Annotated in this window: 13 protein-coding genes; 4 read left to right on the forward strand and 9 right to left on the reverse strand. The window is 34.5% G+C overall.

Going from position 1 to position 15,791, the window contains the following annotated elements; genetic code table 11:
- Window positions 1–14: 14 nt before the first annotated feature.
- A complete protein-coding gene (locus tag INR75_RS14855; RefSeq protein WP_223089389.1) occupies window positions 15–1,178 on the reverse strand; it encodes a M14 family zinc carboxypeptidase in 1,164 nt (387 codons plus the stop codon).
- A gap of 278 nt (window positions 1,179–1,456) precedes the next feature.
- Between INR75_RS14855 and INR75_RS14860 the strand changes: the two genes are divergently transcribed.
- Both INR75_RS14860 and INR75_RS14865 read left to right on the forward strand, forming a co-directional pair.
- Complete coding sequence (locus INR75_RS14860; RefSeq protein ID WP_223089390.1) at window positions 1,457–1,900, forward strand: helix-turn-helix transcriptional regulator; 444 nt, start codon at window positions 1,457–1,459, stop codon at window positions 1,898–1,900.
- Window positions 1,901–1,931: 31 nt separating this feature from the next.
- Complete coding sequence (locus INR75_RS14865) at window positions 1,932–2,306, forward strand: DNA topoisomerase IV (protein WP_223089391.1); 375 nt, start codon at window positions 1,932–1,934, stop codon at window positions 2,304–2,306.
- Window positions 2,307–2,328: 22 nt separating this feature from the next.
- Here the strand turns inward: INR75_RS14865 and INR75_RS14870 are convergent, their stop codons facing one another.
- The 8 genes from INR75_RS14870 to INR75_RS14905 all read right to left on the reverse strand — a co-directional run bounded on the left by INR75_RS14870 (window position 2,329) and on the right by INR75_RS14905 (window position 12,175).
- Window positions 2,329–3,045 carry a hypothetical protein gene (locus tag INR75_RS14870; protein WP_223089392.1) on the reverse strand — a complete coding sequence of 239 codons (717 nt, stop codon included), beginning with the start codon at window positions 3,043–3,045 and terminating at the stop codon, window positions 2,329–2,331.
- Between the two features lie 70 nt (window positions 3,046–3,115).
- On the reverse strand, window positions 3,116–3,568 hold the full coding sequence (mscL, locus tag INR75_RS14875) for a large conductance mechanosensitive channel protein MscL (RefSeq protein ID WP_223089393.1): 453 nt from the start codon (window positions 3,566–3,568) through the stop codon (window positions 3,116–3,118).
- On the reverse strand, window positions 3,568–6,198 hold the full coding sequence (locus INR75_RS14880) for a DNA gyrase/topoisomerase IV subunit A (RefSeq protein ID WP_223091951.1): 2,631 nt from the start codon (window positions 6,196–6,198) through the stop codon (window positions 3,568–3,570). Before INR75_RS14880 ends, mscL begins: the two co-directional genes overlap by 1 nt.
- A gap of 9 nt (window positions 6,199–6,207) precedes the next feature.
- Window positions 6,208–6,690, reverse strand: coding sequence for a hypothetical protein (locus INR75_RS14885; protein WP_223089394.1), 483 nt, complete (start codon window positions 6,688–6,690; stop codon window positions 6,208–6,210).
- 2 nt (window positions 6,691–6,692) lie between these two features.
- Window positions 6,693–8,549 carry a DNA topoisomerase IV subunit B gene (locus INR75_RS14890; RefSeq protein ID WP_223089395.1) on the reverse strand — a complete coding sequence of 619 codons (1,857 nt, stop codon included), beginning with the start codon at window positions 8,547–8,549 and terminating at the stop codon, window positions 6,693–6,695.
- Window positions 8,550–8,821: 272 nt separating this feature from the next.
- Window positions 8,822–9,916, reverse strand: coding sequence for a redox-regulated ATPase YchF (gene ychF / locus INR75_RS14895; protein WP_223089396.1), 1,095 nt, complete (start codon window positions 9,914–9,916; stop codon window positions 8,822–8,824).
- Between the two features lie 208 nt (window positions 9,917–10,124).
- Window positions 10,125–11,327, reverse strand: a complete 1,203-nt coding sequence (locus INR75_RS14900) for a hypothetical protein (protein WP_223089397.1) — start codon at window positions 11,325–11,327, stop codon at window positions 10,125–10,127.
- A 116-nt stretch (window positions 11,328–11,443) separates the two neighbouring features.
- A complete protein-coding gene (locus tag INR75_RS14905) occupies window positions 11,444–12,175 on the reverse strand; it encodes a class I SAM-dependent methyltransferase (RefSeq protein ID WP_223089398.1) in 732 nt (243 codons plus the stop codon).
- Between the two features lie 329 nt (window positions 12,176–12,504).
- Here INR75_RS14905 and INR75_RS14910 point away from each other — a divergent pair, with 329 nt between their 5' ends.
- Window positions 12,505–13,464 (forward strand): glycoside hydrolase family 43 protein, encoded by a 960-nt coding sequence (locus tag INR75_RS14910; RefSeq protein WP_223089399.1) that lies wholly within the window; start codon window positions 12,505–12,507, stop codon window positions 13,462–13,464.
- 32 nt (window positions 13,465–13,496) lie between these two features.
- Entirely contained in the window at window positions 13,497–15,791 is a 2,295-nt protein-coding gene (locus INR75_RS14915) for a GH92 family glycosyl hydrolase (RefSeq protein ID WP_223089400.1), read from the forward strand.

The following is a 15,791-nucleotide window of genomic DNA, read 5'->3' on the forward strand; positions in this document are numbered from 1 at the left end:
AATTTTTTGAAGTATTAATCACATTTAACCATTAAAATCTCTTTATTTAAGAATATTTTATCAACTACAACGTTTGCGACTGGTGTTTTATACCCCGCCAACTCTAAGATTTTGCCGTTTCCATCGATCTCTCTATGACCATATTTATCAATTTTATCCTCAATATTTTCAATTTTTGGTATAAATTCTACTTTATTATCAATTAATTTTTCTGAAAATTGAATAGATACATCTTTAATTCCGTCTTTAATTCGAACGTTTTTGATTAAAATATCATTGAATTTCTTATCGTTTTCTGGAATATCAAAGTAATTTTTAGTACTAAAATCCAGGTAAGTTCCTGTAGCAATGCTTCTTAATGAAGAAATAATGCTTGCCGCTGCAAATTCACGTGTCGTTTCACGAGTATAATCGTTAGGAAAATGCCCTTCTTCAAATAAAATCGTAGGCACACCTTCACTCTGAAATGTATCACCCGTACAATTTAAATTAAATCCGTCGTCATAACGTCCAATCTGGTCTGGCAACACATCTTTAAGATCTGCAGCTATTTTAGCGATCACCTTCATACTTTCACTTCGCTTTACAGTTACTTCCCGATCTTTATCTTCAGCTGGAGTTAAAAAAGACATAACAGCCGACTTATCTGTAGCTCCAGCGCTAAAAATAGTACGTTGCCCGTGTAAGTTCAAACAAAAATCTGGCTTAATATCATCGAATATTTTCCTTAAAATCCGACTTTCTGGCTGGGTTAGATTTTGTGCATCTCTATTAAGGTCTACATTGTTATAATTTAAGCGAGTATATTTTCTAGATCCATCTGGATTAAGCATTGGGATGCAATACAAGCTAATATTCTTTAATATATCACTTGTTTCTACAGTTTTAAAGTTAATTAACGCATTTATCACGTCTAATGTGGCTCTAGTAGTGGTAGACTCATTACCATGCATTTGCGACCATGCTAATACTTTAATCTTGCCACTACCAATCTTTAAAAGATGTATAGGCTCCTTATTAACTGAATAACCAATTTTAGATAATTCAACATCTTTTTCGAATTCATTCAATATTGGTTGAATATGAGACTGATTTATATATCGATCTTTAATTTGATCGAGTTTGAATTCTGGATACCGATCCATTATTCCTTTAATTGAAGCTGAATAGTTTTTCATGTTGACAAAAGTAAAAAACCTATATTTTACAATTGTAAACAATACGAATTATTACTTTTGTTTACAATTGTGATTATTTAATTAAGTAGTGACTATTGTTCCTTCGGAATAAATCCAAAAGTTTAAATTTTATAGTCTAAATAAAACGTTATTAGTTATTTATAATTGTTTATTTAAAGTTAAAGATGCGATATTGAGCCCGGTTTACAAATGTAATTTGTCTATTTTAATTGAATAGTTTACATTTGTGAATAAGTCTTTTAGAACGCGTTTTTACAATGGTAAACACCAAAGAGTTTACAAATAGATTACGGGAGATCATCGAATATTACGATCTCAGTGCCTCTTCTTTTGCGGATAAAATTGAGGTTGGTCGTTCTTCGATTAGTCACCTATTGTCTGGTAGAAATAAGCCCAGCTTAGAATTTGTAATGAAGATTGTAAAGACCTTTCCAGAAGTTGAGCTCTATTGGCTGTTAAATGGAAAAGGAACATTTCCAAAGACTGAAGAACATACCGTTGAAAAACCTGTTATCCCTAAAGTATCTGGATCAAAATTAGAGTCCGCATCCAAAAATTCGGAAGATGATCTTTTCTCCTCATCAAGCGAATCAAAGATGGAAGATAAAAGCCTTGTAAATCTTCCAAATAGAAAAGATAAAAAGATTGCTAAAGTGATTATTTTCTATGAGGACGGTACTTTTGACGCCTTTAAAAATTGAATATTCAAGGCTTTTAGATTAGTTTTGTGGTATGAAAAAATTAATCTTTCTAGCCCTTTCTTTATTATTTATAAGCTGCTTTGAGCCCGAAAAGAATTGCCAGGATTTTCGTACTGGGACATTTGAATTTCAAACTTATCTAAATGGGGAAATGGTTACTTCGCGTTTTGTTCGTACTGATAGTTTAGAAATCGATACATTTCAGGGAAAAACAGATACTTCCTCAGTTCGCTGGATCAACGATTGCGAATTTGTATTAAAAAACCTCCATCCTAAGAATATGCAGGAACGCCAGGCGATTCATATGCGTATCATTAAAACAGAAAAAGACGGATATACTTTTGAATACGGAAAAGTGGGTGATCCCCGTAAGGAACGAGGATCTGTATATAGGGTTACTGAATAAATTTAGATGAATTATATATAGGCTATATATTATTGTAAAATCTAACAATTTCGATCAGATCGTCTTCTTTTCTTGGTTTTAATCGATTACTATCTACAAATTTTTCAATTTTTTCAAGTGAGTGACCTTTGAATAAACGAAGAAAATCTTTACTCTTAGTTTGTACCTGTATAGCTTTATTTTCTTCTGGAAATTTTAAATAATAGTCCGTACGTAGTACGTATTTTGGAGGAGTTGCTTTTTGCATCGCTGCTGCAGCTTTTCCTCGCTTTACATATATATACGGCTTTAACAGTAGTTTTAATTCTTGATCTTTCGAATCAGGATTAAGAACTTCAAAATAGCCCTTAAATAAACCTTTATTATCTCCTTTTTCGTAAGTGTACTTGGTAAATGTTCTGTTTTTGAAATCAACATCGACTTCATCATCTGTCAATTGGTATTCTTCATTATCAATTTTAACTTCGATAGTTTCCTTTAAAACATTATATTTTATGAAAGTTGAAAATTCCTTCCCCCCTGGAAATTTTAATGTTCCACTCTTGTAATCATTATATAAATATGGACTACCATCGACCTCAGTTGGCTGATTGTTTCTTTTTATTCCTTTAAAAAATTGGTTCATAATCTCGCCATTATCATGTCTGTTTCCAGATGTAGTAGCAGGTGAAGTACCAACCTGTGCACTCAAAGAAAAGCTTAAAAATAGCAAGCCAATTGAAAATAAAGTTATACGCATGATGAAATGAATTTTTGATTAATATTAGAAAATACGTTTAGATCTAAAATAATGTATTTTTTTCAATTCTCTATTTAATACTTTTTTTTAACAATTCATTTTGCTCCTTAATAAGATCGTTCATATTGGAGAGTAATTCTATATCTTTTGGAGTGCTTACTTTCTTATTCTTTGGGTCCTGGGCTTTAGCTCTAAATCGGTTCATAAGCTTTACGACAATAAAAATGGTAAAACCGATGATAAAGAAATCGATCAAGGCTTCGATCAAGGCTCCATAAGCAATGGCAACTTCTTCAATAACTTTGCTTGTAGATGATGCATCTGCCTGTATTGCTTCTCTTAAAACTATTTTGCGGTCTGAAAACTGAATTCCATCGGTCAATAGACTTAAAGGAGGCGTGATTACTTGTTTTACCAGTACATCTATCACTCTATTAAATGCGGCCCCTACAATTACCCCAACCGCAATGTCGACCATATTTCCTTTTATGGCAAACTCTTTAAATTCCTTAAGTATCCCCATTAATCTTCATCAAATAATTTGGTCTGATTTTCTTCGGAAGAGTCCTTATCTTCTTTAAAACTAGTACCCGACTGATTAAAATCTACTGCTTTTTCATCTTCACTTTCTGTCTCTTCTGGATCTGGTTCATCAGGTAAAGGATCAAGTAAATTAATGGATTTTACCTTATCTGTAGTTAGTTGATTTCCAAGAGCCTTAATCCCTTTTACTGAAATAAACTCTTCAATATTTACCTCTTCGTTTGGACGCCTATCTTTTCCTTTTAATTTCGTAAATTCTATTTCGACCATTGGAAAATAATCGGTAGACACAACCTCTAAATAAGCATTTTCGTGATCGCTTATAAATCGTTCTTCCTTATCTGGATTATCAATTAAAAATCGCTTAACGTAAAAACGCTCTTTTTCTGGTTCCCAATAAATAGCTGAAATTGGCTTTTTCGGGTTCCATTTTTCAAGTACGACCATCTCTTCGTCAAAACGCTTGGTAAGTTCTGGTTTGATAGTTTTTACAATTCCATCCTGAGTGATAATCAACAATCGGTCTTCACCCTTAAATTCCCCTAAAAGCTCTCCGCGTTCATCTACATTTAGACGTTTCACAACGTCATCGAACCAGATCTTTCTTGGTTTCAGGGTAGAGACTCCTTCTTCTTTTAATTCTATTCGCTTAACTGAATATTTTGTAACAATATTCCCTTTTACATTTCTTCCTTTAATCAGGATATCAGCAAAGTCTAATTCGAATTTTAGTTTCTTAATACTACCAACCTGTCTAAGAAAAACCGTTATCACTTCAGCTTCACCATTTGGATTTGCCGAAAAATAAATTACTTTAGAGTCTTTTTTGCCTTGAGTTAAATCGTATTCTCTATCTCTGGTTACCGATGTAACTGCGAAACGTTTTACGTAAGAAGCGCCACCTTTACCATCGCGATAGATCATATTGTAAATTGTTCGCTTATCTTTTTTCTTAAAGATAGCAACATGAATAATATCCTTACCAATAAAAGTTTTAGTATCAACTTTAGTAACCATCATTTTACCTTCAGCAGTAAAACAAATAATATCATCGATATCAGAACAATCGGTCACATATTCGTCGCGCTTCAAAGCAGTACCCACAAAACCTTCTTTTCGGTTTACGTAAAGTTTTGTATTTCTAATCACTACTTTAGAGGCTTCGATGTCTTCAAATAAACGAAGTTCAGTTTTTCGTTCTTTACCTTCGCCGTATTTTTCTTTTAGCTTTGTAAAATAATCTACCGCATAATCAACAAGATTGTCTAAATGATGCTTCACTCTTGCAATATCATCTTCAAGCGCATCGATCTTTTGTTGTGCCTTATCAATATCGAATTTTGAAATTCTTTTAATTCGAATTTCGGTAAGCCTTACAATATCATCTTCGGTAACCGCACGCTTTAAATGCTTTATATGTGGTTTTAAACCTTTATCTATGGCTTTAATGACACCTTCCCAGGTTTCTTCTTCTTCAATTTCGCGATAGATCCTGTTTTCTATAAAGATTCTTTCTAAAGAGGCGAAATGCCATTGTTCTTCTAACTCCTCGAGTGTGATCTCTAACTCACGCTTTAATAGATGAAGTGTATGATCTGTAGAAGATTTCAAAATATCAGATACGCCTAAAAATTCTGGCTTATTATCTACAATTACACATCCTAATGGAGATAACGAATTCTCGCATTGTGTAAATGCATAAAGTGCGTCGATCGTTCTATCTGGAGAAATATTATTTGGAAGATGAATTTGAATTTCAACTTCAGCAGCAGTATTATCCTCGATCTTTTTGATCTTTATCTTCCCTTTATCATTTGCTTTTAAAACCGAATCAATTAAACTTGAGGTCGTTGTTCCAAATGGAATTTCGGTAATTACCAGCGTATTTTTATCAAGCTGACTAATTTTTGCACGAACTCTTACACGACCGCCACGTCTACCATCATTATAATTAGAAATATCTGCAATCCCTCCCGTTGGAAAATCTGGAAATAATTTAAATCGCTTCCCTTGTAAGTGCTTTATCGACGCATCAATAAGTTCATTAAAATTATGCGGTAACAAACGCGTACTTAATCCAACAGCAATACCTTCGGCTCCCTGAGCTAAAAGCATAGGGAATTTCACTGGAAGATTTACCGGTTCTTTTTTACGACCGTCGTAAGATAATTGCCATTCTGTAAGCTTAGGATTGTACAAGACTTCTAAAGCGAATTTGGACAATCTGGCCTCAATATACCTTGGTGCTGCTGCTCTGTCCCCGGTTAAAATATTCCCCCAGTTTCCCTGGGTATCAATTAAAATATCTTTTTGTCCCATTTGTACCATGGCGTCACCAATACTAGCATCACCGTGTGGATGATATTGCATGGTATGTCCAACAATATTCGCTACTTTATTGTAACGACCATCGTCCAGATCTTTCATGGAATGCATAATACGACGTTGCACAGGTTTAAAACCATCTTCCATGGCCGGTACAGCACGTTCTAAAATAACGTAAGAAGCATAATCAAGAAACCAGTCTTTATACATACCGGTTACTCGCATCAACTCTTCTTTAGGTGTATTTAATTGTTCGTCTTTAGATTCTTCGGGATTCTCTTCCATATCCATATGCTAAGCAACAGCTTTAGGTTTGTCCAAAATACTTTGTAGAGAAGCGACCAGGCCGCGTTTCTTTTTTCTATTTAGAAATGTGGTGTTAAATGTATATTTTTTAAAACCTCTTCGTCTTCTTGATTTGATATATATGGTGACACTAGAATATATACCGTAGTTTGTAAATTTAAAATTAGCAAGTTTGCGCTTTGGAAATTCGGCTTTACGAACACGATATTCCATAAATTTTGAAAAGAAAACTCCATTATTCTTAAAAATGAGCGTTTCACCGTCACTATCAAAATCAAAGCTCACTCCTATTTTATGTACAAACAGGAATATCAAAAAGGTAACAATATTAGGTACAAAATGACTGAATTTAATAGGTTCATCTTGACCTATCAATTCGATATTTACAAAAATGTTGGTTAAAAAAACCGCGACTAAAACTATATAAATTGGCGGAATTATTTTTATTTCATTCTTGTTATTAAACCTCATATTTATAGTTCTTCGATAAGATCTAACTCTACTTTTAGATTATCAATAATAAATTCCTGGCGATCTGGCGTGTTTTTACCCATGTAGAAATTCAGCATCTCTTCAATAGATTTATCTTTATCTAACATCACAGGATCCAGCCTAATATCTTCACCAATAAAATATTTAAATTCGTCTGGAGATATCTCTCCAAGACCTTTAAATCGTGTTATCTCAACCTTTCCTTTAAGTTTTTCTATCGCCTGTCTTCGTTCATATTCTGAATAACAATAAATCGTTTCTTTCTTATTTCTCACCCTAAACAAAGGCGTTTGCAGTATATACAAATGATTTTCTTTGATCAATTCTGGAAAAAACTGAAGAAAAAAAGTGATTAATAACAATCGAATATGCATTCCATCTACATCGGCATCGGTAGCGATCACGATGTTATTGTAACGCAGATCTTCTAAAGATTCTTCAATATTTAAAGCTGCCTGTAAAAGATTAAATTCTTCGTTTTCGTAAACAATTTTTTTACTTAAACCGTAGCTATTTAACGGTTTTCCTTTTAGGCTGAATACCGCCTGGGTGTTTACATCTCTCGATTTTGTAATAGATCCACTTGCAGAATCTCCCTCGGTAATAAATAAAGTTGTTTCGAGATAACGCTCTTTTTTGCTATCCCCAAGATGAATTCTACAATCTCTAAGTTTCTTATTATGCAGACTCGCTTTTTTAGCTCTTTCTTTTGCTAATTTTCTAATTCCTGAAAGATCTTTTCTTTCTCGCTCTGCCTGAAGAATTTTTCGCTGAAGTTTTTCAGCTGTTTCCTGATTTTTATGAAGGTAATTATCAAAATTGCGCTTTACAAAGTCATTGATATACGTTCGAACCGTTGGAAAATCTCCTCCCATATCAGTCGAACCTAATTTTGTTTTGGTCTGACTTTCAAAAACAGGCTCCATAACTTTGATAGAAATCGCTCCAACGATCGATTTTCGAATATCTGAAGCATCATAATTTTTTCCGTAGAATTCTCTAACAGTTTTTACAAGTGCTTCTCTAAAAGCTGCTAAGTGTGTACCTCCCTGTGAAGTATTCTGGCCATTCACAAAAGAATGATATTCTTCGCTGTACTGCGCTTTATTATGCGTAATCGCAATTTCAATATCATCACCACGAAGATGAATAATTGGATATAAACGATCTTCCTGTTTTAAGGTATCGTTTAAAAGATCTTTTAATCCGTTTTCTGAATAGAACTTTTCTCCATTAAAAATAATGCTTAACCCAGGATTTAGGTAAACATAATTTTTTATCATTTTTTCGATGTACTCATTTCTAAATTTGAAATTTTTAAAAATTAGCTCATCGGGCACAAAGGTTACCTTGGTTCCTCGTCTACGTGAAGTTTCGTCTAAAGATTCTTCATCTTTTAAATTTCCTTGTTCAAACTCGGCTGCATGGGATTTACCATCTCTATTAGATTCTACCCTAAAATAAGAGGATAAAGCGTTTACGGCCTTTGTACCAACTCCATTAAGACCTACCGATTTTTTAAATGCTCTGGAATCATATTTACCACCGGTATTCATTTTAGAAACAACGTCTACAACCTTACCAAGCGGTATACCACGACCATAGTCACGTACGATAACTCGTTGATTTTGTACAGAGACCTCGATCGTTTTACCGGCTCCCATTACAAATTCATCGATACAGTTATCTAAAACTTCTTTTAATAAAATATAAATTCCGTCGTCTGCACTAGAACCATCTCCCAGTTTCCCGATGTACATCCCGGGACGCATTCGGATATGTTCTTTCCAATCCAGCGACCGAATATTATCTTCGGTATACTTTGTTTCCTGACTCATGTGTGTAAATAGTGGAGTTTCCCGGCTAATATAACATATACCGGCAAAAGTTAAAACCCTCTTGCGACAAAGTAATTAACAAAGACTTTAGAAAAATTGTTAATTGCTTATTTTTCTTAAAAACTTATCAAATTCAAAATATAACTTCTAGAAAAAAGAAAAACGTACTATCTAAATAATACGTTTTTCTCAAATTCTATAAATCAAAGCTTATTTTTTTACTGAAGCAAAATTATAAGCATTTCCCTTCAGCTGAAATTGCTTTCTAATTTCTACACATTAAATCTAAAATGCATCACATCACCATCCTGAACAACATATTCCTTGCCTTCTACTCGCATTTTACCGGCTTCTTTCACTTTTGCTTCAGATCCTAATTCATTGAAATCACTATAAGAAATAACTTCAGCACGAATAAATCCTTTTTCAAAATCGGTATGGATCACACCCGCTGCTTGTGGCGCAGTAGCACCAACAGGAATAGTCCATGCTCTAACTTCCTTAACTCCTGCAGTAAAATAAGTTTGTAGATTTAATAGACTGTATGCACCACGAATCAATTTGGCAGATCCTGGCTCTTCTAAACCTATATCCTGAAGAAACATTTCGCGCTCTTCGTAATCATCAAGTTCAGTAATATCAGCTTCTGTTCCTACCGCAAGTACTAAAACTTCAGCATTTTCTTCTTTAACCGCTTCTCGAACACGATCTACATGTTCATTACCGCTAACTGCAGCCTCTTCGTTTACGTTACAAACGTACATTACAGGCTTATCGGTAATAAACTGTAATGGTTTTATAAACTCTTTATGCTCATCTTCAGTAAAATCTACAGCTCTTATCGATTTTCCTTCTTCTAAACCAGCTTTGGCTTTTAATAGAGCAGCTTCTTCTTTCTGCGCTTCTTTGTTACCGGTCTTTGCCGCACGCTTAACTTTATCAAGTTTTTTCTCTACGGTTTCCAGATCTTTTAGCTGAAGTTCCATATCGATAGTTTCTTTATCACGAATAGGATCTATAGAACCATCTACGTGGACGATATTATCGTTATCAAAACATCTTAAAACATGAAGAATAGCATCTGTCTCACGAATATTAGCTAAAAACTGGTTTCCAAGTCCTTCACCTTTACTGGCTCCTTTTACCAATCCTGCGATATCCACGATCTCTACGGTTGCAGGCTGAACTTTCTCTGGACTCACCAATTCCTCTAATCTTTTAATTCGAGGATCTGGAACGTTTACCACTCCTACATTAGGCTCGATCGTACAAAAAGGAAAATTCGCACTTTGTGCTTTTGCGTTAGAAAGGCAATTAAACAAAGTTGATTTTCCTACATTTGGTAATCCAACAATTCCGGCTTTCATAAATTAAATTTTGATGCTATTGATTTTGCGGCTGCAAAGATAGGAATTACATACGAATTTAGCACACCACAAATTCTATATAATAGTTTTAAAAAAACTCCCTCTAAATCGCCAATTCTAAAAATAAAAGGAGAGTATTTAAACTCTCCTTTTATAAAAAATGAATTTATTCATTATTCAGCTTATTTATTTAGAATATTTAGCGCCACTATTCTACAATATACATTTCGTTAGAGGCTTTGATGTATTCCTGCGGATTAAAAGTGCTTTCAAAACTATTTTTTACAATATCTAATTTTAGCTCTAAATCGCCCATTCTATCTTTTAAGTATGGATCCTTTTTATATTTTTCGATCAAATTCTCGTACTTATTAAGATTTTCAAGAATTCTAAAAGTGATATCTCCAAATCTTATTTTTAGATTCTGAACGGCTAACATCTGGTCGTGATAACTCTGTTTCCAGTTTTCTGGATTATTTTCGCGTTCCTCGACAATTTTATTTTCAGCAATTTTTGAAATATCCAAGATATACTGCGTTCTTTTCTTAGCATCGGTCTCATTAGTGAATTTACGTTCAAATGCTTTAAGATCGATCCCCAACATTTGCTCAAAATTCTCTTTCATGGCTTTATCCTGAATGTTCCTGAGTTCATCTAAACTTTTATTGATCGCTTCCCACTCCGTTTCAATAAGATCTTTATCATGCGTAAATTGTGATACAGATGTTGTTAACTTCAACATTTTTATACTTTGCTCACGTAATTCTTTATCTCTTCGGTTTAAAGAATTTATAAAAGTTCCTATTCCGTCGAAAAGACTTCCGGCAAACATTCCAACAAAAGGAGTACCCTGACTTAGGTCTCCGGTAACTTCAATAATATGATTTAAAGCAGCCAGGCGCGCGTTATCTTCTTCTTCCTCTTTTATATAATTCTGAAATTCACCAAACCATTCCTGATAACCTTCGTAATGCATAGGATTACTTACTTTATCTAAAGTCGAATAAAATTCGCGAGAGCTATTAAAAAGATTAAGCGGCTTTATTTCGCGCTCCATACTGGCAAGATTAAGCACGGCTGAACTGTAGTTATATTTGTAAACGCTAACCGTGTTTTTATCGATTTCAGATTGGCGCTCTTCCAAGTATTTTACGCGTTCTAAAAGTTTTTCAACTTTATCTGAAGCAGTTCTGGAGTTTTTTATGCTTTCATCAAGACTGTTGATTTTTGAATCAATTTCTTTAATTCTAAAGTCAAGATTCTGACTCAAAAGTGTTCGTTCTCGATTCAATTCTTTTAAAACCTGATCGGTTACCCTTTCGTTCGACGTTGTTTCTGAAAGGCCTTGCGACACCGCACCAGCACTAACCGCCAGGAAAAGGCTTAAGGATAGGGTTAATTTTTTCATCATTGGTTAACTTAATTGGTATTTAGATTTTCAGCATTTTTTGTGCCAAGGCTAAAATATTAAATTTTCACTGATCTCTGAATCACAGGTTTTAGTACAAGGCTAAATCTTAGCATTTTTTAAAAAAGTTTACCAATTCTAAAGATTATTGGGAATTCAATACTATTTTGATCTCCAAAACTTTCTTTTAGATCATCATAAATATCATCTACGGGATTAAATCCATTTTTATCTGAAAAATGCTTAACGGCAGACCATGTTTTTAGATACCCAATTAGCCTTTCAAACTCCCACTCTTCTCTAAAATTCACCTTTGGAGTTACTATTTCTTTAAACGGAAAAGCAATGCTCGTATAAGCATCGTCTAAATATTTTCGCTCCTCGTCCCAGTAAGGTCCAATAACATTGTAATAAAAATGATCGATTATTTTATTGGTTTCAGGATTACTGCGGAATAAACTATAGCCCAAAATCGCTAAAATTCCATCTGGTTTTAACGTCCGCTTTACTTCAGCATAAAATCGATCAAAATCAAACCAGTGAATAGCTTGCGCAACGCTAATTAAATCGAAAAATTGATCTGGAAAATCAACATTTTCAGCAGGCTGAATGCTATAGCTAATATTCGATAATTTTGGTGCTTGTTTTAGCTGATTTTCGCTAATATCTGTAGCTTTTATATCATCAAAAAACTTAGAAAGTTCTTTGGCTACCTGCCCATTCCCCGTCGCACAATCCCAGGCATTTTCAGTGCCGTTTAAATGTTTCTTTATTTCGTCGAATATCGCTTTTGGATATTGTGGTCTATAATTAGCATAGTTGGCCGACTGATGAGAAAAATTATCCTTCATAATATCGAATTTCAACTGAAAGATATTAAAAGGCTAAGTAAATACTCGCAAAAAAATGAAATGCCTATAGTATTTATGTTTGAAATTTCTGAAGAATAAGATTTTTATAACATTAAGCATAACTTAACGAAAAATAAAAAAAGTCTACAAATTTGGCTAATATCAGTCCTTGGAAACGTTACAGGCAATTATAATTTTTACGAGTACAAATTATTTTTCGTAAATAGTAAAAAATTAAAAATTCGTTAAAATTTTAGCTAAAACGATTTACTTATTAAGCTTTATTTTTGTATAATAGCAATCTGAAAACAAATCAGAATTCTACTATCATGAAAAAATTTAGTATAATCCTAACAATACTTTCCTTTTCAGGAATTTTTGCACAAAATAACAACCCTGTTTTTTCAGGTTGGTATGCAGATCCTGAAGGCATAGTTTTCGAAAATGAATATTGGATCTACCCTACTTATTCTGCTCCTTACGGGAAGCAGGTGTTTTTCGATGCCTTTTCATCACCAGATCTTGTAAACTGGACTAAACACGAAAAAGTATTAGATACTGCTTCTATTAAGTGGGCAAAGCGCGCAGTTTGGGCACCTTCTATTATAAAAAAAGAGGATAAATATTATTTGTTTTTTGGGGCAAACGATATACAGAGTGATGACGAATTAGGCGGAATTGGAGTTGCCGTAGCAGATTCTCCTGAAGGCCCTTATAAAGATCACTTAGGGAAACCGCTTATTGGCAAATTTCATAATGGTGCACAGCCAATAGATCAATTTTGCTTTAGAGATAAAGATGGCCAATATTACCTTTACTACGGGGGTTGGGGACATTGTAATGTAGCAAAACTAAACGATGATTTTACTGGTTTTGTTCCTTTTGAAGATGGCACTATTTTTAAAGAAGTAACTCCTGAAGGTTATGTAGAAGGCCCTTTTATGTTCATTAAAGATGGAAAGTACTATTTTATGTGGTCTGAAGGTGGCTGGACAGGTCCAGATTATTCTGTGGCTTACGCTATTGCAGATTCTCCAATGGGACCATTTAAAAGAATATATAAAATACTTCAGCAGGATAAAGATATTGCTACTGGTGCCGGTCACCATTCAGTAATAAAACATCCTAAAGACGACGATTATTACATTGTTTATCACCGTAGACCACTTACAGAAACCGATGGAAATTCCAGAGAAACCTGTATTGATGTGATGGAATTTGATAGTAGTGGACATATAAAACCAGTAAAAATTACCAAGGAAGGTGTTACGGCACATCCTTTAAAATAAATACGTACAATCTAAATTATTCAACATACACTATGAAAAAAAAGTTCTTAACGGTACTGGCTTTCCTTGCCGTATTTAATTATGCAGGAGCCCAGAACCATCTTATAGAATCTGTTGAAAATCCTGTGGACTTTGTTAACCCATTAATGGGAACAGATTCTAGCCCGGGATTATCTAACGGAAACACCTACCCTGCCGTTGCTGTGCCGTGGGGTATGAATTTATGGACGCCACAAACAGGACCTATGGGACATGGTTGGGCGTATACTTACAATGCCGATAAGATACGCGGATTTAAACAAACGCACCAGCCATCACCCTGGATGAACGATTATGGTCAATTTTCATTAATGCCTGTTACCGGCGGAATGAAATTTAACCAGGACGATCGTGCAAGCTGGTTTTCTCACAAAGCTGAAGAATCTACTCCGTATTACTATAAAGTATATTTAGCAGATCACGATGTAACGGTAGAACTTACGCCAACAGAGCGTGCTGCTCAATTTAAAATGACTTTTCCTAAATCTGATAGCTCTTACGTAGTTATCGATCCTTTTGATAAAGGTTCTTATGTAAAAGTTATTCCTGAAGAAAATAAGATCATTGGTTACACGACAAAATATGCTCGCGGAAAACTAACTAATTTCAAGAATTATTTTGTTATTGAGTTTGATAAACCGTTTAGTGATGTAAACACCTGGGAAGGTGATAAATTAGCTAAAGGGCAGGCTGAAATGGAAGCAGATCATGCTGGTGCTATCGTTGGTTTTGATACGAAAGATGGAGCTGTTGTAAATGCAAAAGTGGCTTCTTCTTTTATTAGTTTCGAGCAGGCGCAGTTAAACTTAGACCGTGAAATTGCAAAAGACGATTTTGAAACTACAAAGCAAAATGCACGTGATAACTGGAATGAAAAACTGGGAATACTAGAAGTTTCTGGAGGAACTATAGATCAGGTTAGAACTTTCTATTCTTGTCTTTACAGAACTTTATTTTTTCCAAATAAACTATACGAGATCAACAAAAATGATGAAATCGTCCACTGGAGTCCTTATAATGGAGAGATTCTGCCAGGCTATATGTTTGCTGGTACTGGCTTTTGGGATACGTTTAGAGCTCTTTACCCTTTCTTAAATTTAGCTTATCCTTCTATCAATAAAGAAATGCAGGCCGGTCTTGCCAACGATTATAAAGAAGGTGGATGGTTACCTGAGTGGTCTAGCCCAGGTTATGCTAATATTATGGTTGGTAACAACTCAGCTTCAGTAGTTGCAGATGCTTACATTAAAGGTTTAAGAGGTTACGATACAGAAACTTTATGGGATGCATTGGTCAACGGTGCTAATAACGAAGGGCCTATGTCTGCCGTTGGTCGTGCCGGTGCTCCTTATTACAATAAACTTGGGTACGTTCCTTACGATGTAGGTGTGAACGAAAGTGCTGCAAGAACTTTAGAGTATGCTTATGATGATTTTGCCATTTATCAATTTGGTAAAGCTATAGGGAAACCTAAAAAAGAGATTAAGATTTATGCTGAAAGAAGTATGAATTATAAAAATCTTTTTGATCCAAGTTATGGATTAATGAGAGGAAAAAACGAAGATGGTAGCTGGCAGGAAGATTTTAATCCATTTAAGTGGGGTAATCCTTTTACTGAAGGAAATAGCTGGCACTACAGCTGGTCTGTTTTTCATGATGTTGAAGGCTTAATTGGTCTTATGGGTGGTAAAGAAGATTTTGTTAAGAAACTTGATTCTGTTTTCTCTATGCCTCCAATTTTCGACGAAAGTGTCTACGGTGGCGTAATTCACGAAATTCGTGAAATGCAAATTGCAGATATGGGACAATATGCACACGGTAACCAGCCAATTCAGCATATGATCTATTTATATAACTATGCAGGTGAACCTTGGAAAACTCAGAAATGGGCAAGAGAAACTATGGATAGAATGTATAAAGCAACTCCAGATGGATATTGTGGTGATGAGGATAACGGGCAAACTTCTGCATGGTATGTATTTTCTGCGCTAGGTTTTTATCCTGTAACCCCGGCGGTAGACGAATACGTAATGGGAGCTCCATTATTTAAAAAGATTACCGTAAATCTTGAAAATGGAAATAAAATCGAGATCAATGCGCCTAAAAATAGCGACGATAATAAATATATCGAAAGTATGAAAGTGGATGGTAAGTCGTACAACAAAAACTATTTGAAACATTCAGATCTAGTTGATGGAGCTACGATAAATATCGAAATGAGCGATTCCCCAAATAAAGATCGCGGGACCAAAAAAGACGCTTTCCCTTATTCATTTTCTAACGAATAG

The organism is Zunongwangia sp. SCSIO 43204 (genome assembly GCF_019904275.1).
Classification (GTDB): domain Bacteria; phylum Bacteroidota; class Bacteroidia; order Flavobacteriales; family Flavobacteriaceae; genus Zunongwangia; species Zunongwangia mangrovi.